This window comes from Streptomyces sp. NPDC051218, from assembly GCF_044455475.1.
Lineage (GTDB): Bacteria > Actinomycetota > Actinomycetes > Streptomycetales > Streptomycetaceae > Streptomyces.
Genome location: NZ_JBITEU010000009.1, coordinates 378,104 through 396,723, shown reverse-complemented (window position 1 = coordinate 396,723; position 18,620 = coordinate 378,104). Strand labels below are relative to the sequence as shown.

Annotated in this window: 20 protein-coding genes; 13 read left to right on the top strand and 7 right to left on the bottom strand. The window is 70.6% G+C overall.

The genetic code is table 11. The annotated features are described in order from the left end of the window. Window positions 1-85: 85 nt before the first annotated feature. On the bottom strand, window positions 86-736 hold the full coding sequence (locus ACIBCK_RS27595) for a PH domain-containing protein (RefSeq protein WP_399394482.1): 651 nt from the start codon (window positions 734-736) through the stop codon (window positions 86-88). A gap of 166 nt (window positions 737-902) precedes the next feature. On the opposite strand from ACIBCK_RS27595, the gene deoC reads away from it, so the two are divergent. From deoC to ACIBCK_RS27580, 3 genes are read left to right on the top strand one after another with little or no spacing between them, the layout of a single operon-like run. Next, window positions 903-1,862, top strand: a complete 960-nt coding sequence (gene deoC, locus ACIBCK_RS27590) for a deoxyribose-phosphate aldolase (RefSeq protein WP_399394632.1) — start codon at window positions 903-905, stop codon at window positions 1,860-1,862. A 3-nt stretch (window positions 1,863-1,865) separates the two neighbouring features. Continuing rightward, a complete protein-coding gene (locus ACIBCK_RS27585) occupies window positions 1,866-3,305 on the top strand; it encodes an aldehyde dehydrogenase family protein (protein ID WP_399394480.1) in 1,440 nt (479 codons plus the stop codon). Continuing rightward, window positions 3,298-4,185, top strand: a complete 888-nt coding sequence (locus ACIBCK_RS27580) for an aldehyde dehydrogenase family protein (RefSeq protein ID WP_399394478.1) — start codon at window positions 3,298-3,300, stop codon at window positions 4,183-4,185. Before ACIBCK_RS27585 ends, ACIBCK_RS27580 begins: the two co-directional genes overlap by 8 nt. Window positions 4,186-4,286: 101 nt before the next feature. Here ACIBCK_RS27580 and ACIBCK_RS27575 read toward each other — a convergent pair whose 3' ends face one another. Continuing rightward, window positions 4,287-5,024 (bottom strand): TetR/AcrR family transcriptional regulator, encoded by a 738-nt coding sequence (locus ACIBCK_RS27575; RefSeq protein WP_399394476.1) that lies wholly within the window; start codon window positions 5,022-5,024, stop codon window positions 4,287-4,289. Window positions 5,025-5,148: 124 nt separating this feature from the next. Between ACIBCK_RS27575 and ACIBCK_RS27570 the strand changes: the two genes are divergently transcribed. After that, window positions 5,149-5,748 carry an NADPH-dependent FMN reductase gene (locus tag ACIBCK_RS27570; protein ID WP_399394474.1) on the top strand — a complete coding sequence of 200 codons (600 nt, stop codon included), beginning with the start codon at window positions 5,149-5,151 and terminating at the stop codon, window positions 5,746-5,748. A gap of 30 nt (window positions 5,749-5,778) precedes the next feature. Continuing rightward, window positions 5,779-7,302, top strand: coding sequence for an MDR family MFS transporter (locus ACIBCK_RS27565; RefSeq protein ID WP_399394472.1), 1,524 nt, complete (start codon window positions 5,779-5,781; stop codon window positions 7,300-7,302). Between the two features lie 25 nt (window positions 7,303-7,327). On the opposite strand, the gene ACIBCK_RS27560 is transcribed toward ACIBCK_RS27565, so the two are convergent. Continuing rightward, the gene (locus ACIBCK_RS27560) at window positions 7,328-7,723 is read right to left on the bottom strand and encodes a hypothetical protein (RefSeq protein ID WP_399394470.1); all 396 of its coding nucleotides are present in this window, start codon (window positions 7,721-7,723) and stop codon (window positions 7,328-7,330) included. A 123-nt stretch (window positions 7,724-7,846) separates the two neighbouring features. Between ACIBCK_RS27560 and ACIBCK_RS27555 the strand changes: the two genes are divergently transcribed. Then, window positions 7,847-8,485, top strand: coding sequence for a uridine kinase (locus ACIBCK_RS27555; RefSeq protein WP_399394468.1), 639 nt, complete (start codon window positions 7,847-7,849; stop codon window positions 8,483-8,485). A 172-nt stretch (window positions 8,486-8,657) separates the two neighbouring features. On the opposite strand, the gene ACIBCK_RS27550 is transcribed toward ACIBCK_RS27555, so the two are convergent. After that, a complete protein-coding gene (locus ACIBCK_RS27550; protein ID WP_399394466.1) occupies window positions 8,658-9,425 on the bottom strand; it encodes a SigE family RNA polymerase sigma factor in 768 nt (255 codons plus the stop codon). 181 nt (window positions 9,426-9,606) lie between these two features. On the opposite strand from ACIBCK_RS27550, the gene afsQ1 reads away from it, so the two are divergent. From afsQ1 to ACIBCK_RS27525, 5 genes are all read left to right on the top strand, one after another. Then, window positions 9,607-10,284, top strand: coding sequence for a two-component system response regulator AfsQ1 (afsQ1, locus tag ACIBCK_RS27545; RefSeq protein ID WP_030562528.1), 678 nt, complete (start codon window positions 9,607-9,609; stop codon window positions 10,282-10,284). Beyond that, window positions 10,281-11,861 carry an ATP-binding protein gene (locus tag ACIBCK_RS27540; RefSeq protein WP_399394464.1) on the top strand — a complete coding sequence of 527 codons (1,581 nt, stop codon included), beginning with the start codon at window positions 10,281-10,283 and terminating at the stop codon, window positions 11,859-11,861. The genes afsQ1 and ACIBCK_RS27540 overlap by 4 nt, the downstream gene beginning before the upstream one ends. Further along, window positions 11,858-12,457, top strand: a complete 600-nt coding sequence (locus ACIBCK_RS27535) for a hypothetical protein (RefSeq protein ID WP_399394462.1) — start codon at window positions 11,858-11,860, stop codon at window positions 12,455-12,457. Before ACIBCK_RS27540 ends, ACIBCK_RS27535 begins: the two co-directional genes overlap by 4 nt. A gap of 113 nt (window positions 12,458-12,570) precedes the next feature. Next, window positions 12,571-13,119: a VanZ family protein gene (locus ACIBCK_RS27530; RefSeq protein WP_399394460.1), complete on the top strand. Its 549-nt coding sequence runs from the start codon at window positions 12,571-12,573 to the stop codon at window positions 13,117-13,119. 90 nt (window positions 13,120-13,209) lie between these two features. Further along, window positions 13,210-13,413 (top strand): PspC domain-containing protein, encoded by a 204-nt coding sequence (locus ACIBCK_RS27525; protein ID WP_399394458.1) that lies wholly within the window; start codon window positions 13,210-13,212, stop codon window positions 13,411-13,413. Window positions 13,414-13,504: 91 nt separating this feature from the next. Here ACIBCK_RS27525 and ACIBCK_RS27520 read toward each other — a convergent pair whose 3' ends face one another. Together ACIBCK_RS27520 and ACIBCK_RS27515 are read right to left on the bottom strand one after the other, a co-directional pair. Then, window positions 13,505-13,924, bottom strand: coding sequence for an ATP-binding protein (locus ACIBCK_RS27520; protein WP_399394457.1), 420 nt, complete (start codon window positions 13,922-13,924; stop codon window positions 13,505-13,507). A gap of 133 nt (window positions 13,925-14,057) precedes the next feature. Beyond that, window positions 14,058-15,227: an adenosine deaminase gene (locus tag ACIBCK_RS27515; RefSeq protein ID WP_399394455.1), complete on the bottom strand. Its 1,170-nt coding sequence runs from the start codon at window positions 15,225-15,227 to the stop codon at window positions 14,058-14,060. A 114-nt stretch (window positions 15,228-15,341) separates the two neighbouring features. On the opposite strand from ACIBCK_RS27515, the gene ACIBCK_RS27510 reads away from it, so the two are divergent. Next, window positions 15,342-16,106 (top strand): alpha/beta hydrolase, encoded by a 765-nt coding sequence (locus tag ACIBCK_RS27510; protein WP_399394453.1) that lies wholly within the window; start codon window positions 15,342-15,344, stop codon window positions 16,104-16,106. A 62-nt stretch (window positions 16,107-16,168) separates the two neighbouring features. Here the strand turns inward: ACIBCK_RS27510 and ACIBCK_RS27505 are convergent, their stop codons facing one another. Further along, window positions 16,169-17,167 carry a LysR family transcriptional regulator gene (locus ACIBCK_RS27505; RefSeq protein ID WP_399394452.1) on the bottom strand — a complete coding sequence of 333 codons (999 nt, stop codon included), beginning with the start codon at window positions 17,165-17,167 and terminating at the stop codon, window positions 16,169-16,171. Between the two features lie 62 nt (window positions 17,168-17,229). Between ACIBCK_RS27505 and ACIBCK_RS27500 the strand changes: the two genes are divergently transcribed. Next, window positions 17,230-18,543 carry an MFS transporter gene (locus ACIBCK_RS27500; RefSeq protein WP_399394450.1) on the top strand — a complete coding sequence of 438 codons (1,314 nt, stop codon included), beginning with the start codon at window positions 17,230-17,232 and terminating at the stop codon, window positions 18,541-18,543. Window positions 18,544-18,620: the final 77 nt, after the last annotated feature.

The following is an 18,620-nucleotide window of genomic DNA, read 5'->3' as shown; positions in this document are numbered from 1 at the left end:
GGTGACGGTGGTAGCGGCGACCACGTCGGCGGCGTTCGGCGGCCACATGCTGCTCGCATGGACGGGGCCGCCGTGAGCGCGGCCTCTAGCCGACGGCGAGAACCACCGCGAGCAGCACCGCCCCGGCCACGGCCGGCGCGAGGATCTCGTAGCCCCAGCGGACCACGGGCTCGCCTTGCGCGGACTCCGCGCCGGCGCGCTGCTCGGACAGGTCGCGCAGGTCGTCCATGATCTGGTCACCGGCGGCGCGCTGGGACGACGCCTGACCGGGCCGCATCGAAGCACGCAGACCCGGGCCCCCGACGCTCGGATCACCGGCGCCCACCCCCTGCGACCTCCGCCGCGCCGCCTTCTTGCGGCCGCGCAGGGAGACCGGGATGGCCCAGAGCTGGTACTGGGTGCCGGACTGGGTGAAGACCTCGTTCGAGTACCCGGAGCGCAGCCCTGAGACGGCCGCCCACGGGAGCGTGATCGTGCGGAAGGGGTTGCGGATGCGGAGCCGGTCGTCGTTGGCGTACACGGCGGGGCGCACCGTGAAGGCGACGACGAGCGGCACCGCCAGGAGCAGCCCGGCGAGCGCGAGCCACGGGGTGCGGCCCTCCCCCCTGATCAGCGCGTCGATGCCGAGCCAGCCGCCGAGGGCGAGCAGCAGGACGCCTCCGGCGATACCGCCGGACGACCGGAAGGTCCGATCCTTGTACTCGGGCTCAGCCTGGGGGTGCTGGGGCTCACTCATGGGTTGATTCTGCCTGAGCGCTTCACCGCGGGGTGATCGGGTGGGCGGGTGGGCGAGACGCGCCGCGAAGCGGCGGCCGGGCGGAAGAGGGCGGCGCCCCGCCGAAGGGGGAGCAACCCGCCCCCTGTACAGCCGCTACGCGCGTAGATATGCTCCCCTCGTGACCATGCCCCATGCATCCGCCCCCACCGCACACGCGCTGACGGACGCCACAGCGTCGGACCGCACGCTGCGCCACTTCCTCCACGGGCTGCCCGGCGTCGACACGGTCGGCCTGGAGGCACGCGCCGCAGCGCTCGGCACCCGTTCGATCAAGACGACGGCGAAGGCGTACGCCATCGATCTCGCCATCTCGATGATCGACCTGACGACGCTGGAGGGCGCCGACACCCCGGGCAAGGTCCGGGCGCTCGGCGCGAAGGCCGTGCACCCCGATCCGACCGACCGCGGCACGCCCAAGACCGCCGCGGTCTGCGTCTATCCGGACATGGTGGCCACCGCCAAGGAAGCCGTCGGCGACAGCGGCGTCAAGGTCGCCTCCGTCGCGACCGCCTTCCCCGCGGGCCGCGCCGCCATCGACGTGAAGCTCGGCGACGTCCGCGAGGCCGTCGCGGCGGGTGCCGACGAGATCGACATGGTCATCGACCGCGGCGCCTTCCTCTCCGGCGACTACATGACGGTGTTCGAGCAGATCCGCGCCGTGAAGGAAGCCTCCGGCGAGGCCCGGCTCAAGGTCATCTTCGAGACCGGTGAGCTGTCCACGTACGACAACATCCGCCGCGCCTCCTGGATCGGCATGCTCGCGGGCGCGGACTTCATCAAGACCTCGACCGGCAAGGTCGGCGTGAACGCCACGCCCGCGAACACCCTCCTGATGCTGGAGGCCGTGCGGGACTTCCGCGAGCAGACCGGGGTGCAGGTCGGGGTGAAGCCCGCGGGCGGCATCCGCACCACCAAGGACGCGATCAAGTTCCTCGTCCTGGTGAACGAGACCGCGGGCGAGGACTGGCTGGACAACCACTGGTTCCGCTTCGGCGCCTCATCGCTCCTCAACGACCTGCTGATGCAGCGCCAGAAGCTGGCCACGGGCCGCTACTCCGGCCCCGACTACGTGACGGTGGACTGACCCATGACTTCCCCACGCTTCGAGTACGCTCCCGCGCCGGAGTCCCGCGCGGTCGTCGACATCGCGCCGTCGTACGGCCTGTTCATCGACGGCGAGTTCGTGGAGGCCGCCGACGGCAAGGTCTTCAAGACCGTCTCGCCCTCCACCGAAGAGGTCCTCTCCGAGGTCGCGCAGGCCTCCTCCGAAGATGTCGACCGCGCGGTGAAGGCCGCCCGCAGGGCCTTCGAGAAGTGGTCGGCGCTTCCGGGCGCCGAGCGCGCCAAGTACCTCTTCCGGATCGCGCGGATCATCCAGGAGCGCAGCCGCGAACTGGCCGTCCTGGAGACCCTCGACAACGGAAAGCCCATCAAGGAGACGCGCGACGCCGACCTCCCCCTGGTCGCCGCGCACTTCTTCTACTACGCGGGCTGGGCCGACAAGCTCGACCACGCGGGCTATGGCGCGGACCCGAAGCCGCTCGGCGTCGCGGGCCAGGTCATCCCCTGGAACTTCCCGCTCCTGATGCTGGCCTGGAAGATCGCCCCGGCCCTGGCGACGGGCAACACGGTCGTCCTCAAGCCCGCCGAGACGACCCCCCTTTCCGCCCTGTTCTTCGCGGACATCTGTCGCCAGGCGGGCCTGCCCAAGGGCGTCGTCAACATCCTTCCCGGGTACGGCGACGCGGGCGCGGCCCTCACCTCCCACCCGGACGTGAACAAGGTCGCCTTCACCGGCTCGACGGCCGTCGGCAAGGCCATCGCGCGTCAGGTCGCGGGCACGGACAAGAAGGTCACGCTGGAACTGGGCGGCAAGGGCGCCAACATCGTCTTCGACGACGCCCCGATCGACCAGGCCGTCGAAGGCATCGTCACCGGCATCTTCTTCAACCAGGGCCAGGTCTGCTGCGCGGGCTCGCGCCTCCTCGTACAGGAGTCGGTCAAGGACGAGGTGCTCGACGCCCTCAAGCGGCGGCTGACCACCCTGCGCCTGGGTGACCCGCTGGACAAGAACACGGACATCGGCGCGATCAACTCCGCCGAGCAGCTCGCCCGCATCAAGGCCCTGACCGAGACGGGCGAGGCCGAGGGTGCCGAGCGCTGGTCCGCCCCGTGCGAACTGCCCTCGTCCGGCTACTGGTTCGCGCCGACGCTGTTCACGAACGTCACGCAGGCGCACACCGTCGCGCGCGACGAGATCTTCGGCCCGGTGCTCTCGGTCCTGACCTTCCGTACGCCGGAAGAGGCCGTCGCCAAGGCCAACAACACCCAGTACGGCCTCTCCGCCGGCATCTGGACCGAGAAGGGCTCGCGCATCCTCGCGGTCGCCGACCGCCTGCGCGCGGGCGTCATCTGGGCCAACACGTTCAACAAGTTCGACCCGACCTCGCCCTTCGGCGGCTACAAGGAATCGGGTTACGGCCGCGAGGGCGGTCGCCACGGCCTGGAGGCTTACCTCGATGTCTGAGCGTTTGAGTGTCTTCAAGACCTACAAGCTGTACGTCGGGGGCAAGTTCCCCCGCAGCGAGAGCGGCCGGGTGTACGAGGTGTCCGACTCGAAGAACAAGTGGCTGGCCAACGCCCCGCTGTCCTCCCGCAAGGACGCCCGTGACGCGGTCGTGGCCGCGCGCAAGGCGCAGGGCTCCTGGGCGGGCAAGACGGCCTATCTGCGCGGCCAGATCCTCTACCGCGTCGCGGAGATGCTGGAGGGCCGCAAGGAGCAGTTCGTCCGCGAGGTCGCCGACGCGGAGGGCCTGTCGAAGTCGAAGGCCGCCGCGGTGGTGGACGCGGCGATCGACCGCTGGGTCTGGTACGCGGGCTGGACCGACAAGATCGCCCAGATCGTGGGCGGCGGAAACCCGGTCGCGGGCCCCTTCTTCAACCTCTCGTCGCCGGAGCCGACGGGCGTGGTGACGGTCGTCGCCCCGCAGAAGTCGTCGTTCCTCGGCCTGGTGTCCGTCATCGCCCCGGTGATCGCGACGGGCAACACGGCCGTGGTGATCGCCAGCGAGAATTGCCCGCTCCCGGCGCTCTCCCTCGGCGAGGTGCTCGCCACCTCCGACCTGCCCGGCGGCGTGGTCAACATCCTCTCGGGCCGCACGGCGGAGATCGCCCCGTCCCTCGCCTCGCACCAGGACGTGAACGCGATCGACCTCGCGGGCGTCGAGGACGACGTACTGGCCAAGGAGCTTGAGGTCGCCGCGGCGGACAACCTCAAGCGCGTCGTCCGTCCACAGCCTGTGGACTGGTCGGCGGACCCGGGCACGCACCGCCTGACGGCCTTCCTGGAGACCAAGACCGTCTGGCACCCCACGGGTTCACTGGGCGCGTCCGGCTCCTCGTACTGAGGCCCCGCCACCCGACAGCACACCGAGCCGCTCCGCACGGCAAAGCCCCGGCCCTCCTCCGTCCAGGAGGTGCCGGGGCTTCGCCCTTTTCCGCGGCTCGGTCAGATGCCGAGCCGTGCCGCGATCCCGTCCAGGACGCAGTCGAGGCCCGTCTCGTACATCCAGGTGGCGTCGTCCTTGCGGCGCGACCGCATCCCGTAGCGCTGATAGGTGGGGTAGCGGCCGGTGTCCATGAGGTACGTCATCTGCGGCGCGAGGCCCATCCGGGTCTCCTCACCGGACGACCAGCCCTCCGACTCCGTCCAGCTGCGCAGGGCCACTTCGGACGAGGCGGCGCCGTGCGCGAAGGAGCTCACCGTCCGGAAGGCCACCATCATGGCGTCCTCGTCGAGGCCGATGCCGTCAAGCGCCGCCAACTGCCGCTCGGCGATGGCCATCCGGCCCGGCGTGAGCACGAACAGGGCCGTGGGCAGCTGACCCACCCACGGGTGGCGCAGCATCGCCTGACGGGTCAGCAGGGCGAAGGCCCGCAGCACCTCACGCCATTCGGTCAGCTCCTCGGGAATCCGGTGCTCGGCCGCCACCCGCTCGGCCATCAGCGCCCACAGGTCGTCCTTGCCCGAGACGTGCCGGTACGCCGCCATGGGCGCGACGCCCAGTTCCGTGGCGAGCCGCCGCATGGTGACGGCGGCGAGACCCTCGGCGTCGGCGACCTCCACCGCGACGGCTCCGATGCGCTCCAGGGACAGCGAGGCGCGGGGTGCCGTCGGCTGCTCCAGGCGCTCCCAGAGTGTCTTGTCGGGCACCGTCGCCTTGCCGTCCTTCTTCTGGCCAGCCACAGCAGGGCTCCTCTCATCAGGACGTGAGCGTACAACGTATCTGCGGGTGGACGCTGTACACACTGCCGTGTACGGTGTACACATTCAATACGCCGTACACACCACTCGCTTCCCGGGGGACCCCATGACCAGCAGCAACACCCAGCCTCTTCGCGTGGCCGTCCTCGTCGGCAGCACCCGCGAGGGCCGGTTCGCACCCGTCGTCACGCGGTGGCTGACGGGGCATCTCGCCCAGCGCGACGACCTGACGGCCGATGTCGTCGACCTCGCCGAGACTCCGCTGCCCACCGTCTTCCCCGCCTTCGGGCAGCCGCCCGCTCCCGGCACCGAGGAAGCACTCGCCCTGGTCTCACCCCGCCTGGCGGCGGCCGACGCGTTCGTCTTCATCACGCCGGAGTACAACCACAGCTTCCCGGCATCCCTGAAGAACGCCATCGACTGGCACAACGAGCAGTGGCACGCGAAGCCGGTCGGCTTCGTCTCCTACGGCGGCCTGTCGGGCGGTCTGCGCGCGGTGGAACAACTCCGCTTGGTCATGGCCGAGTTGCAGGCGACGACCATCCGCAACACGGTCAGCTTCCACAACGCGTGGGGCGGGTTCGGCGAGGACGGCACCGTCGACGACCCCCAGGTCGACACGGCGGCCAAGGCACTGCTCGACCAACTGACCTGGTGGGCCCACGCACTGCGGGACGCCAAGTCCGTTCGCCCGTACAGCGCCTGACGTCACCTCAACATCCGCCGAGGGGGAATCATGAGTCAACGTACGGAAGAGACGAGCATCCCGGGCACTCCGGAAACCCCGGGCGCCGAACAGCCGCCCGCCGAACCGGGCGGGCCGTCCAAGCTCGTCCTCTTCGGGCTGCTGCTCGGACTGATGCTCGGACTGCTCGACGGCACGATCGTGGGCACCGCCCTGCCCACCATCGTCGGCGACCTCGGCGGCCTCGACCACCTGTCCTGGGTGGTGACCGCCTATCTCCTGACGGCGTCCGTCTCCACTCCCCTCTGGGGCAAGCTCGGCGACCTGTACGGGCGCAAGGGCAGTTTCATCTGGTCGATCACGGTCTTCCTGGCGGGCTCGGTCCTCTCCGGGATCGCCCAGGACATGACGCAGCTCATCGCCTTCCGCGCCGTGCAGGGCCTCGGGGCGGGCGGTCTGATGGTCGGCGCCATCTCGATCATCGGTGTCATGCTGCCGCCGTCACAGGCGGGCCGCTCACAGTCGATGATCGGCGCGATGATGCCCGTGGCGCTGGTCGGCGGACCGCTGCTCGGCGGTTTCCTCACCGACCAACTGGACTGGCGCTGGGTCTTCTACGTCAACGTGCCCGTGGGCGTCCTCGCCCTGCTCATCATCGGCCTGCGGCTGCGCCTGCGCACCGAGCGGGTCACGGCCGCCCGCATCGACTTCGCCGGCGCCGCCCTCCTCTCCACGGGCATCCTCGCCCTGACGCTGCTCGGCAGTTGGGGCGGGACGACGTACGGCTGGGCGTCACCGCAGATCCTCGGGCTCGGCGTGATCGGCGCCGGCTGCCTGGTCTGGTTCGCGCGGGTCGAGCGGCGGGCGGCCGAACCGATCATCCCGCCCCGCCTCTTCGCCGACCGCAACTTCACGCTCGCCCAGGTCCTCACCTTCCTGGTGGGCGCGGCCATGCTCACCGCGTCCTCGTACCTGCCGCAGTACATGCAGTTCGTCCGCGGCGCCTCGTCCACGGCCAGCGGCATGCTGCTGCTCCCGCTGATGGCGGGCATGTTCGGGGCGCAGCTCCTGCTCGGCCGGATCACGTCCAAGGGCGGCGGCTACCGCGCCTGCACCATCATCGGCGGCGCGTTGACCGCCCTCGGCGGCCTCGCGCTCCTCGCGGTCGGCGCGGACACCCCCACCGCCGTGACATCCGCGCTGACGTTCGCGCTCGGCACGGGCATGGGCTTCTTGATGCAGAGCACGCTGCTCATCACCATCAACAGCGCGGACCCGCGCGACATGGGCGCCGCCACCGGCACCACCACACTCCTGCGCACCATCGGCGGCTCACTGGGCATCGCCGTCCTGGGCGCCGTCTACGCGAGCCGCCTGACATCGGGCGGCATGCCGGAGGGCGGTAGTTCCTGGACCCCCGAGGCGGTCAGGAACATGCCGGAAGGAGTGCGGGAAACGGTGCGCACGGCGGTCACCGGCGGCATGCACGGCGTGGCTCTCGGCGCCGCGTTGCTCGGTGCGGCGGCCTTCGCGGTGGCGTGGCTGGTGCGGGAAGTCCCCCTGCGGAAGGGGTGACAGGGGGAACCCCGCGTCAGCGGCCCTAGCCGGGCAGCACGCTCGTGGCGGGGCCGACCACCGGCAGGTCCTTGAGCGCCGCGCCCTGCGTCAGTGGAGCGGTCAGCGGCGCCGTCGAGACCGGCTTGAAGTCCGCGATCTGGGTGCCGAGAGCGTTGTCCAGCGGGTCGGACCCGGTGCCCGCGAGCGGGTTGAGCTTCAGCTCCTTGGTCGGCCCGAGTCCCCCCGCGGTGACCTCCTCGACGGCCCGGAGTACGCCCGCACCGGCCGCCGGGAGGTTTTCGGACGCCGAGGGCTCCGGAGCGGCGTTCGCCGTCGCCGCGCCGCCGATGCCGAGCGCCGTTCCTGCGACGGTGACCGTCAGGCCCGCCCGCAGCAGGACGCGGGAGAGGTGCTTGGAGGCTGTTGCGTGCCGTGCCATGGGTTCCGCCCTAATCCTCTTGAGTAATCAGATGCGCACGTAGCGTAGTTGAGGTGGGTTGCGGGCACCAAAGCCCTACCCGTCGGGTCGCCTGGGCGGCTCAATGCAGCAAACTGTTCTCTCGTGAGTTCCCATCCCCCGATACCCACCCGAGTCGTGCTGCTCGCCGGCCCCTCGGGCTCAGGCAAGTCGTCGTTCGCCGCCCGCTCCGGACTGCCCGTCCTGTGCCTCGACGACTTCTACAAGGAATGTGACGACCCGACACTGCCGCAGGTCCCCGACAGCACGGACATCGACTGGGACTCCCCCGACTCCTGGGACACGGACGTCGCCGTCGCCGCCATCGAGCAGCTGTGCCGCACGGGACGTACCCGCGTCCCCGTCTACGACATCGCCACCAGCTCGCGTACGGGCGAGTCCGCGATGGACATCGAGCGGACACCCCTCTTCATCGCGGAGGGGATCTTCGCGGCGGACATCGTGGACCGGTGCCGGGACATCGGCGTGCTCGCCGACGCGATCTGCCTCCGGGGCCGTCCCTCCACCACCTTCCGGCGGCGGCTCCTGCGGGATCTGCGCGAGGGACGGAAGTCCGTGACGTTCCTGCTGCGGCGCGGGTGGCGGCTGATGCGGACCGAGCGCGTGATCGTCGCCCGGCAGACCGCGCTCGGCTGCCACCCCTGCGGCAAGGACGAGGCCCTCGGACGGCTCGCGGCAGCCGCCGCCGGCCGGTGCGCGAAGGCCCGCGCCGAAGCCGCGTAACTCCGCGAGGGGAGCGGTTCACCCCGTACCAAAAGCAGAAGGACCGGAAAGACCCCCCGGCCTTCCGGTCCCGCCACTTGTTCCCCCCGTGGATCCCCCGTGATCCCCGTTTTCCCCCGTGTCCCCCCTGCCACCGCCGCCTCCCCCCGGGAGCGGCGGCCCCCCATGATCCCTAGGCGACCAACTCGCCGAAGGACTCTTCCTGGTCACGGCCGAAGCTGAGGACCTCGTCCTCGCGCAGCCGGCGCAGGGAGCGCCAGATGCTGGACTTCACCGTGCCCACGCTGATGTCGAGGATGTCCGCGATCTCGGGGTCCGTGCGGCCCTCGTAGTAACGCAGGACCAGCATCGTCCGCTGCAGTTCGGGGAGGCGGGCCAGGGCCTGCCAGAGAACCGCGCGGAGTTCGGTGCCCCGCATCGCGTCCGTGTCGCCCGCCGTCTCCGGCAGCTCCTCGGTCGGGTATTCGTTGAGCTTGCGGCGCCGCCAGGCGCTGATGTGCAGGTTGGTCATGGTGCGGCGGAGGTAACCGCCGACCGCGGCCTTGTCGCTGATCCTGTCCCAGGCGCGGTACGTCGAGAAGAGGGCGCTCTGGAGCAGGTCCTCGGCCTCGAAACGGTCACCGGTCAGGTGATAGGCGGTCGCGTACAGGGAGGCACGACGCTCCTGGACGTAGGCGGTGAACTCCGCCTCCGACACCGAAGTGCGCTCCCCCGTGTCCTCCCTGTACGCGGCTCCCCCGTGAGCCCCCCCATCGTCTCCGCGGGTCTCCCCCCGGAACGCGTCAACCACCGTCATGTACGTGGTGTGCTGACGCCCGGTGCCGCGAGCGCACCCCCGCCCGCTCACGGCACCGGACTTCTCGTGCCTCTCGGCAGGTCGGATCACGTCATGGAGACGCGTGATTACTGCGCTTGAGCTGGTGCTGTGCAGTGTGTTCATCTCGCGCCCCCCGTCGGTGGAGTCCGGCCTTTTCCGTGTGACCAAAACTCTGCCGGACCCACTTCATGACGGTGTCCGCCGACTGTCACAGGCCTGCAACAGCGCTTCTAGTTGTAGGGGGTAGGTGTGGGAGCACCTCAACAGTCGAACTGTGGCCTTGCCATGGGACAGAATGACCTCCGTGCCTTCCCTGTTGCTGATCGAGGACGACGACGCCATCCGTACGGCCCTTGAGCTCTCGCTCACCCGCCAAGGGCATCGGGTGGCTACTGCTGCCACCGGCGAGGACGGCCTGAAGCTGCTCAGTGAGCAGCGGCCGGACCTGATCGTGCTGGATGTGATGCTGCCGGGCATCGACGGCTTCGAGGTGTGCCGTCGCATCCGGCGCACCGACCAGTTGCCGATCATCCTGCTGACCGCACGCAGTGACGACATCGACGTGGTCGTCGGGCTCGAATCGGGTGCCGACGACTATGTCGTGAAACCCGTGCAGGGACGGGTGCTCGACGCCCGTATCCGCGCGGTCCTTCGCCGCGGTGAGCGCGAGGCCAACGACGCGGCGACGTTCGGGTCGCTCGTCATCGACCGTGCCGCGATGACCGTCACGAAGAACGGCGAGGATCTGCAGCTCACGCCGACCGAGCTGCGGCTGCTCCTTGAGCTGAGCCGCAGGCCCGGACAGGCCCTGTCGCGGCAGCAGTTGCTGCGTCTGGTGTGGGAGCACGACTACCTCGGCGACTCCCGGCTCGTCGACGCCTGCGTGCAGCGGCTTCGCGCGAAGGTGGAGGACGTGCCGTCCTCGCCGACGTTGATCCGTACGGTGCGTGGGGTCGGCTACCGGCTGGACACTCCTCAGTGACCAAACCGCAGGACAAGCTCCGCGGTTGGGCCGCGGCGCGCAAGGCGATCATGGCGGGGCTGCGCTTCACGAGCCTCAGACTCCGGCTCGTCGTGGTGTTCGGTCTGGTGGCGCTCACCGCCGCCGTGACGGCTTCCGGAATCGCGTACTGGCTCAACCGCGAGGCCGTCCTGACGCGTGCGCAGGACGCGGCCCTGAAGGACTTCCAGCAGGAGATGCAGACGCGCGCCGGCGCCCTGCCGCCCAATCCGACGCAGGACGAACTGCAGCAGGCCGCGGGGACGATGGCCAACAGCAGCCAGCGCTACAGCGTGCTCCTGATCGGGGAGAACACCGACGGTGACACGATCGTCGGCTACTCCGACCTGGACGCCTTCACGCTCGCCGACGTGCCCAAGTCGCTGCGCAAGACGGTGAACAAGGAGCAGCCGCTCACCTCAAGCAACAAGAGCCCGTACCACCTGTACTGGCAGCGGACCGTCGACGAGGGCACCCCGTATCTCGTGGGTGGCGCCAAGGTCATCGGCGGCGGGCCGACCGGTTACATGCTCAAGTCCCTGGAGCCGGAGGCGAAGGACCTCAGTTCGCTCGGCTGGTCGCTCGCGATCGCCACGGGGCTCGCGCTCATCGGTTCCGCGCTGCTCGCGCAGGCCGCCGCGACCACCGTGCTCAAACCGGTGCACCGGCTCGGGGTCGCCGCGCGGCGGCTCGGCGAGGGCAAGCTGGACACGCGCCTTCGGGTGTCGGGCACGGATGAACTGGCCGATCTGTCACGGACGTTCAACCGCACCGCGGAGAGCCTGGAGAAGAAGGTCGACGACATGAGCGCCCGTGACGAGGCGTCGCGGCGCTTCGTGGCCGACATGTCGCACGAGCTGCGTACGCCGCTGACCGCGATCACCGCGGTGACCGAGGTCCTCGAGGAGGAGCTCGACGCGGAGACCGGCAGCGTCGACCCGATGATCGAGCCCGCCGTGCGTCTCGTGGTCAGCGAGACCCGCCGCCTCAACGACCTGGTGGAGAACCTGATGGAGGTCACCCGCTTCGACGCGGGCACGGCGAGGCTCGTCCTTGACGACGTGGACATCGCCGACCAGATCACGGCCTGCATCGACGCCCGTGCCTGGCTCGACGCGGTCGAGCTCGACGCGGAGCGCGGCATCACGGTGCGGCTCGACCCGCGCCGCCTCGACGTCATCCTGGCGAACCTCATCGGCAACGCGCTCAAGCACGGTGGCTCCCCCGTGGAGGTCTCCGTACGGCTCGCGGGCGAGAAGCTCCTCATCGCGGTGCGGGACGGTGGCCCCGGCATCCCCGAGGACGTCCTGCCGCACGTCTTCGACCGCTTCTACAAGGCGAGCGCGTCCCGGCCGCGTTCGGAGGGCAGCGGGCTCGGGCTCTCCATCGCCCTGGAGAACGCCCACATCCACGGCGGTGAGATCACCGCCGCGAACTCGCCCAAGGGCGGCGCGGTGTTCACGCTGTGGCTGCCGCGCGATCCGTCGGCGCTGCTGCCCGATGACGAGGCCGCGGAGGGCACGGACGGCGACGCCGCCGTTGAGGGGGAGAAGCGATGAACCGCCGACGGCTGCGCGCCGCGCTGCTGGCCACCGCGCTGACCGCGACCCTCGCGGGCTGCGGGATCCGCTCGACGGAGGTGCCGACGGACTTCGGCCCCGGCCCGTCACGGGTGCCCTGCGTGATGTCCGGTTCGAGCATCGCCTCGCAGTCCAGCGGGGTCCCGGTGCAGGTCTTCCTGGTGTGCGCGGCGCAGCTGGTGACCGTCGACCGGTCGGTGCGCATCCCCACCGAGAAGGCGACGACGGACCGGGTGCGTATCGCGCAGGCGCTCCTCGACGAGCTGTCGCACGCGCCGTCGGACCAGGAGAAGCAGGCGGGCTTCGCCACGGACGTACGCGGTGGCACGGTGGTCGGCGGCCCGGGGAAGGGTGACCCCGAGGACGCGCTGCGGTTCAGCACGTCTCCGGAGGACCTGTCGGCGTTCGCGCTCGCCCAGGTCGTTTGCACGTTCGCGGACAGCGCGGCGGCGGGCGACGACCGCGAGGTCATCATGGGCGGCCCCGGCGACGCCCCCCTGCGCCGCTACGAATGCACCCAGGAGGTCCGCCAGCGCCCCGGGACGGTGGCCCCGCCCACGGAGACGGTGAAGTGACCGAGCCGGTGAAGCGGCCGATCAGGACAGTCACGGTGTGCGATCAGGACACTGCCGGGCACCGGGAGTGAATGCGCGGAACCGATCCTGCCGCTAGGCGCGTCTTGGGGTGCGTGCGTCAAGGCTCGGGCGGCCACGGGGCCGCCATCCGCTTCCGTGCGGCAGGAGGATTCCTCCTCGTCGCGCATCTTCTGTTCGTCGGCTGGCTCACTCTGCGTCCACTGGACGTGCCGTGGGTCAGCGCGGCGAATCTGCAGCCGTTCGCCGGCATCAAGGCGGATCTGGCGCTCGGTCCCGCGCAGGCAGCCCGGCAGATAGGCGGCAGTCTGCTGCTGCTCTCCCCGCTCGGTGTGCTGCTTCCGCTCGCCGGTGGGCGGGTCCATGTGTCGCCGCTGGGTTCGCTGGTGCGGACGGTCGCGGCGGGCGCGCTGATCTCGCTGGGCATCGAACTGCTGCAGACCGGGGTCCCCGGGCAGGTCGTCGACGTCGACTCGCTGTTCCTGAACACCGTGGGCGTGGCCCTCGCGCATGTCGCCGTGGTGCCGGCGCTCAGGGCCAGGCTCCGCCGCCGTACTGATGTGGAGCACCGCGCGGCCCTCCCTCGGGAGGACGCTTCTCAGGGGTCGACCCCGACGATTCCCAGGGTCGGTATCGCACCCTAGAGCGACGCTTTGCCCGCTTCGCGAACGTAGCTTTGAGACATCGGGGTAGACGCCCCGGACCTCATACCGACGGTTCACGAAGGAGCCACCATGACCGCCCTTGCCCGCCCCACCAACGGCCGGATGATCGGCGGAGTGTGCGCCGCCCTCGCCAAGCGTTTCGGCACGTCGGCGACCACGATGCGCGTGATCTTCGTGATCTCGTGTCTGCTGCCCGGCCCGCAGTTCCTGCTCTACATCGCCCTCTGGGTCCTGTTGCCCTCCGAGGGCAAGGCCAGGCAGGCAGCCTGGTGAACCGGCGGCCCTCGCTGCCGCACACGTACGCCGATGGGGCGCACCCTTGAGCAGGGGTGCGCCCCATCGGCGTGTGCGGGGACCGTGGTGATCAGCCGAGCGGCACACCGTTCACGGGCAGGCCCTCCAGGGGGAGACCCTGCAGGGGCAGCCCCTGCACGGGCAGGGCGCCGGCCAGCGGCAGGCCGCCGAGCAGACCGGTGACCGGGTCGGCCGGAGCGGGCTTGCCCCGGTCCTCGGCGGGCTTCATGCTCTCGCCGAGCTTGCCGACGGTCGGCGCGGAGGCCTGCAGGGTGCTGCCGACCACGTTCTGGCCGGCGGCGACCGCCTCGGGGCCACCCGCGGGCAGGTTCTCGCCGAGCTGCTCCGTGGGAAGCATGGCGGTGGCGGAACCCAGGGCGCCCGTGGCGTCGGGCAGGGCCGGCGCGGCGTTGGCGGCACCCGCGCCTGCGGCGGCGAAGGCGGCGCCGAGAGCGGCGACACCGAGGGTCTTGGCTGCAGACTGCTTCATCTTCAATGCGTCCTTGATGACGGGGACTTTTGAGCGGCCCATGACCGTAAACATGTGAAGGGGCAGTCCGCAAACAGCAAAACGCGACCGGGAATTAATGTTCCCGGCCGCGCCCACAATGCTGAATTTTCTGTTACGCGTCGGCAGAAGCCCTGGTGGAGGCGGTCTGACGGAACAGCCATTCGGACTTCAGCTCGGCATATCCGGGCTTGATCACGTCACTGATCATGGCAAGGCGTTCATCGAAAGGAATGAACGCTGATTTCATCGCATTGACTGTGAACCACTGCATGTCGTCGAGCGTGTAACCGAATGTGCCGACCAGGTGCTCGAATTCGCGGCTCATGCTGGTGCCGGACATCAGACGGTTGTCGGTGTTCACCGTGGCCCGGAAGTGCAGCTTGCGCAGCAGACCGATGGGGTGCTCGGCGTACGAGCTCGCCGCGCCGGTCTGCAGGTTGGAGCTGGGGCACATCTCCAGGGGGATGCGCTTGTCGCGCACATAGCTGGCGAGGCGGCCGAGCTTCACGGTGCCGTCGTCGGCGACCTGGATGTCGTCGATGATCCGCACGCCGTGGCCCAGGCGGTCGGCGCCGCACCACTGCAGGGCCTGCCAGATGGACGGCAGGCCGAAGGCCTCGCCCGCGTGGATCGTGAAGTGGTTGTTCTCGCGCTTGAGGTACTCGAACGCGTCGAGGTGCCGGGTGGGCGGGAAGCCCGCCTCCGCGCCCGCGATGTCGAAGCCGACGACGCCCAGATCGCGGTAGCGGTTGGCGAGTTCGGCGATCTCCAGGGCGCGGGCGGCGTGCCGCATGGCGGTGAGCAGCGCGCCCACGCGGATGCGGTGGCCGTTCTCCTTCGCGCGCCGCTCGCCCTCCCGGAAGCCTTCGTTGACGGCCTCGACGACCTCTTCGAGGGTGAGGCCCTGCTCCAGGTGCTGCTCGGGGGCGTACCGGATCTCGGCGTAGACGACGCCGTCCTCGGCGAGGTCCTCGGCGCACTCGGCCGCCACGCGCCTGAGGGCGTCCTTCGTCTGCATCACCGCGCAGGTGTGGGCGAAGGTCTCCAGATAACGCGGCAGCGAACCGGAGTCGGCGGCTTCCCTGAACCAGATCCCGAGCTTGTCGGGGTCGGTCTCGGGCAGTCCCTCGTAACCCGAATCGCGGGCGAGGTCGACGATCGTGCCGGGGCGCAGGCCGCCGTCGAGGTGGTCGTGCAGGAGCACCTTCGGGGCGCGGCGGATCTGGTCGGCGCTGGGCGTTTCGCGGTCCGTCTGACCGGCTTTGGTGGTCTGGCTCGTCATCTCGGCACTCTAGCGCCTACGCGCGTAGATCGCCGGGCCGATCTCACGGGTCGATACGTAACAGTGACCCTGCGGAAGGGTGGCGTACACCATCGCTTCTGACACTGTTCTGTCATGGCACAGCAAGCGACGCCCGATTCCGCGCGCGCGGCCAGGCTCGGGCGCGTGATCGGCGCCCGGCCATCGGCGGTCAGCGGCGCGGTGCTGCTGCTCCCCGGCGGCCACGAGACCTCCGCCCGCAAGCCGACCCCGTTCGCCGCGAACTCGATGCGCGCGCTCGGCCGCAGGCTCGCCCAGGACGGGCGCGCGGAGGGGCTCGCCGCGCACGTCGTGCACTACCGCTACCGCGGCTGGAACGGGGCGCAGGCGCAGCTCGCGCGGGACGCGGAGTGGGCGGCGGACGAGATCGTCCGGCTCTACGGCGACGTCTCGATCTGCCTCGTCGGCAGGGACATGGGCGGCCGGGCCGCCCTGCGGGCCAGTGGCCACGACGCGGTCAACTCCGTCCTCGCGCTGGCCCCTTGGCTGCCGGAGGACGATGTGGCCGCGTCCCCCGAACCGGTGAAACAGCTCGCGGGGCGGCGGGTTTTGATCGTGCACGGCACGAACGACGAGCGGACCGACCCCGAGCTCTCGTTCCGGCTCGCGGCGCGGGCGAAGAAGGCGAACCGGGAGGTGTGCCGGTTCGAAGTCCATTCCGACGGGCACCGGTTGCAGCAGCACCAGGGCGAAGTCGAGGCGCTGGCATCGGACTTCGTCCTGGGTTCCCTGTTCGGCCATGCGTACGCGCGCCCGCTGGAGGACGCGCTCGCGGCGCCGCCGCCGCTGGGGTTGCGGATGCCGCTCGCCGCCGGGTTCGGGGAGTCGATGCGGCACTGAGGGGGGTGGGCCTGCGGGGCTTGCACGATGTCCTCGAACGCCGGACGGGCTGTTTCCATCCGCTACTCCGGCAGCAGCCGCCCCCGCCGCCCCAACAGAAACCTCTTGAACGCCGCCACCGGCGGAGTGTCCGGATGCCCGTCCAGCCAGGCCACGCCGATCTCGCGTACCGCCCGCTGGCCTGTCACCGTCAACTCCACGACTCCCGGGCGCGGCACGGCCGGTGGGGGCAGGAGCGCGACGCCCAGGCCCGCCGCGACCAGGCCACGGAGCGTCTCGGCCTCCTCACCCTCGAACGCAATCCGTGGCTTGAAGCCGGCCTCCTGGCAGAGGTCGTCCGTGATGCGCCGCAGGCCGTAGCCGGGTTCGAGGGTCACGAACGCCTCGTCCGCCGCCTCCGCGAGACGCACCCGCTTGCGGGCGGCGAGGCGGTGGTCGTCCGGCACGACCAGGCGCAGGCGCTGTTCGTCCAGGCGGCGGGCGACGAGATCGGGCGCGTCCGGCACGGGCGACGTCAGGCACAGGTCCAGCTCCCCCGCCCGGAGGCGCTCGATCATCGCCTCCCCGTAGTTCTGTACGAGGCTGAAGCGGACCCTCGGATGGTCCGCGCGGAAGGCGCGGATCAGACCGGGCACGGTCTCCGAGCCCATCGTGTGCAGGAAGCCGAAGGCCACCTTGCCCGACGCCGGGTCCGCGTCCGCCCGTACGGACTCCGCGGCCCGCTCCACCTCACCCAGCGCCCGTTCCACCGAGGCGAGGAAGGTGCGGCCCGCCGGGGTCAGGGACACCGTCCTGCCGTGCCGCGCGAACAGGTCGACACCCAGGTCCTGTTCGAGGCGTACCAGCGCGCGCGACAGCGTCGACTGCGGCACCTGCATCTCCTGCGCGGCCCGCGTCACGTGCTCCGTGCGCGCGACCCCCGCGAAGTACGCGAGCCGCGGCGAGAGCAGCGCGGACCAGGACTCCGGGGTCAGCTCGGCCGGCGCGGACACTGTCGCGCCGATGTCTCCTACGTAACTGCTCTGCGACAGACGCCGCCCTGAACTGCGCTCATGCACCATGGGAACGATTATGACCAGTTCATGCATTGGACGGATGAGTCCTGTGTGCTTACGTTCGATGCATGCCTCCTGCCAGTAGCGGGGCGTCCGCCACCCACGCGGCCGCCCTTCCTCCGTCGTCCACCGATGCCTCTCCCGAAGCCGACTCCCGGCTCACACCCGGCGGGCCCGGCTACCGCCGGATGAGCTTCGCCCTCTTCCTCGCCGGTGTCGCGACCTTCGCCCTCCTCTACTCCACGCAGGCGCTGCTCCCCCTCGTCTCCGCCGACTTCGGCGTCAGCGCGAGCTCCGCGAGCTGGACGGTGTCGGCGGCGACGGGCGCACTGGCCCTCTTCGTCCTGCCCCTGAGCGCGCTCAGCGAGCGCTTCGGGCGCCGGACGCTGATGACGGCCTCCCTGACCGTCGCGGTGGTCGTGGGTCTTCTCGTCCCCTTCGCGCCGTCCATCGGCGCGCTCATCGCGCTGCGCGCCGTGCAGGGCGCGGCGCTCGCCGGGCTCCCGGCGTCCGCGATGGCCTTCCTCGCGGAGGAGGTGCGGCCCAAGGCGCTGGTCGCCGCGATCGGCATGTTCGTGGCGGGCAACTCCATCGGCGGCATGAGCGGACGCATCATCACCGGCTGGGTCGCGCAGGCATGGGGCTGGCGCGCGGCCGTGGCTGTGGTGGGTGTCGTGGCCGTCCTGTGCGCGCTCGCCTTCCGCGCGCTGCTGCCCGCGCCGCGCCACTTCACGGCGGGCTCGCTCAACCCCAAGGCGCTCGGCAGGACGATCCGTTCGCACCTCTCCAACCCGCTGCTGTGCCGCCTGTACGCGATCGGCGCGCTGTTCATGACGGTCTTCGGCGCGGTCTACACGGTGATCGGCTACCGCCTCACCGAAGCGCCGTTCTCGCTCCCGCAGGGCATCATCGGCTCGATCTTCCTCGTCTACCTCGTCGGTACGGTCTCGTCGGCCGCCGCGGGCAAGCTGGTGACGCGGCTCGGCCGGCGCGGGGCGCTGTACCTGGCGGTGAGCACGACGGCCGGCGGTCTGCTGCTCTCCCTCTCCGACTCGCTGGTCATGGTGCTGCTCGGGCTCGTCCTGATCACCGCGGGCTTCTTCGCGGGCCACGCGGTCGCCTCCTCGTCCGTGAGCCGTACGGCCACCGCGGGGCGCGCGCAGGCTTCGGCGCTCTACCAGTCCGCGTACTACCTGGGCTCCAGCGCGGGCGGCACGCTCGGCGCGGTCGCCTTCCACGCGGGGGGCTGGGCCGGGACGGTGGGCCTGGGGCTGCTCGCGGTGCTCGGCGTCGTCTCCATCACCGTCTGGGGGTCGCACGCGGCCCGGGTGCAGGAGCGGCGGGCGCGTCAGGAGCGGCGGGGGCTCGTGGCGGCGCACTGAACCACCCTTCTCACCTGCGGGTTTCTTCACTCCGGGGGCCGTTGTCAGTGGGCTGCGGTAGCTTCCAAAGTGCTGGG

Excerpts from the sequence above, each read along its gene's own strand:
- ACIBCK_RS27565 (WP_399394472.1), top strand. The coding sequence starts at position 5,779 with ATGAGTCAACGTACGGAAGAGACGAGCATCCCGGGCACTCCGGAAACC.
- ACIBCK_RS27535 (WP_399394462.1), top strand. The coding sequence starts at position 11,858 with ATGAACCGCCGACGGCTGCGCGCCGCGCTGCTGGCCACCGCGCTGACC.
- ACIBCK_RS27580 (WP_399394478.1), top strand. The coding sequence starts at position 3,298 with ATGTCTGAGCGTTTGAGTGTCTTCAAGACCTACAAGCTGTACGTCGGG.
- ACIBCK_RS27585 (WP_399394480.1), top strand. The coding sequence starts at position 1,866 with ATGACTTCCCCACGCTTCGAGTACGCTCCCGCGCCGGAGTCCCGCGCG.
- ACIBCK_RS27505 (WP_399394452.1), bottom strand. The coding sequence starts at position 17,167 with ATGGTGCATGAGCGCAGTTCAGGGCGGCGTCTGTCGCAGAGCAGTTAC.
- ACIBCK_RS27595 (WP_399394482.1), bottom strand. The coding sequence starts at position 736 with ATGAGTGAGCCCCAGCACCCCCAGGCTGAGCCCGAGTACAAGGATCGG.
- ACIBCK_RS27560 (WP_399394470.1), bottom strand. The coding sequence starts at position 7,723 with ATGGCACGGCACGCAACAGCCTCCAAGCACCTCTCCCGCGTCCTGCTG.
- ACIBCK_RS27510 (WP_399394453.1), top strand. The coding sequence starts at position 15,342 with ATGGCACAGCAAGCGACGCCCGATTCCGCGCGCGCGGCCAGGCTCGGG.
- ACIBCK_RS27500 (WP_399394450.1), top strand. The coding sequence starts at position 17,230 with ATGCCTCCTGCCAGTAGCGGGGCGTCCGCCACCCACGCGGCCGCCCTT.
- ACIBCK_RS27515 (WP_399394455.1), bottom strand. The coding sequence starts at position 15,227 with ATGACGAGCCAGACCACCAAAGCCGGTCAGACGGACCGCGAAACGCCC.
- ACIBCK_RS27550 (WP_399394466.1), bottom strand. The coding sequence starts at position 9,425 with ATGAACACACTGCACAGCACCAGCTCAAGCGCAGTAATCACGCGTCTC.
- ACIBCK_RS27525 (WP_399394458.1), top strand. The coding sequence starts at position 13,210 with ATGACCGCCCTTGCCCGCCCCACCAACGGCCGGATGATCGGCGGAGTG.
- ACIBCK_RS27570 (WP_399394474.1), top strand. The coding sequence starts at position 5,149 with ATGACCAGCAGCAACACCCAGCCTCTTCGCGTGGCCGTCCTCGTCGGC.
- deoC (WP_399394632.1), top strand. The coding sequence starts at position 903 with ATGCCCCATGCATCCGCCCCCACCGCACACGCGCTGACGGACGCCACA.
- ACIBCK_RS27520 (WP_399394457.1), bottom strand. The coding sequence starts at position 13,924 with ATGAAGCAGTCTGCAGCCAAGACCCTCGGTGTCGCCGCTCTCGGCGCC.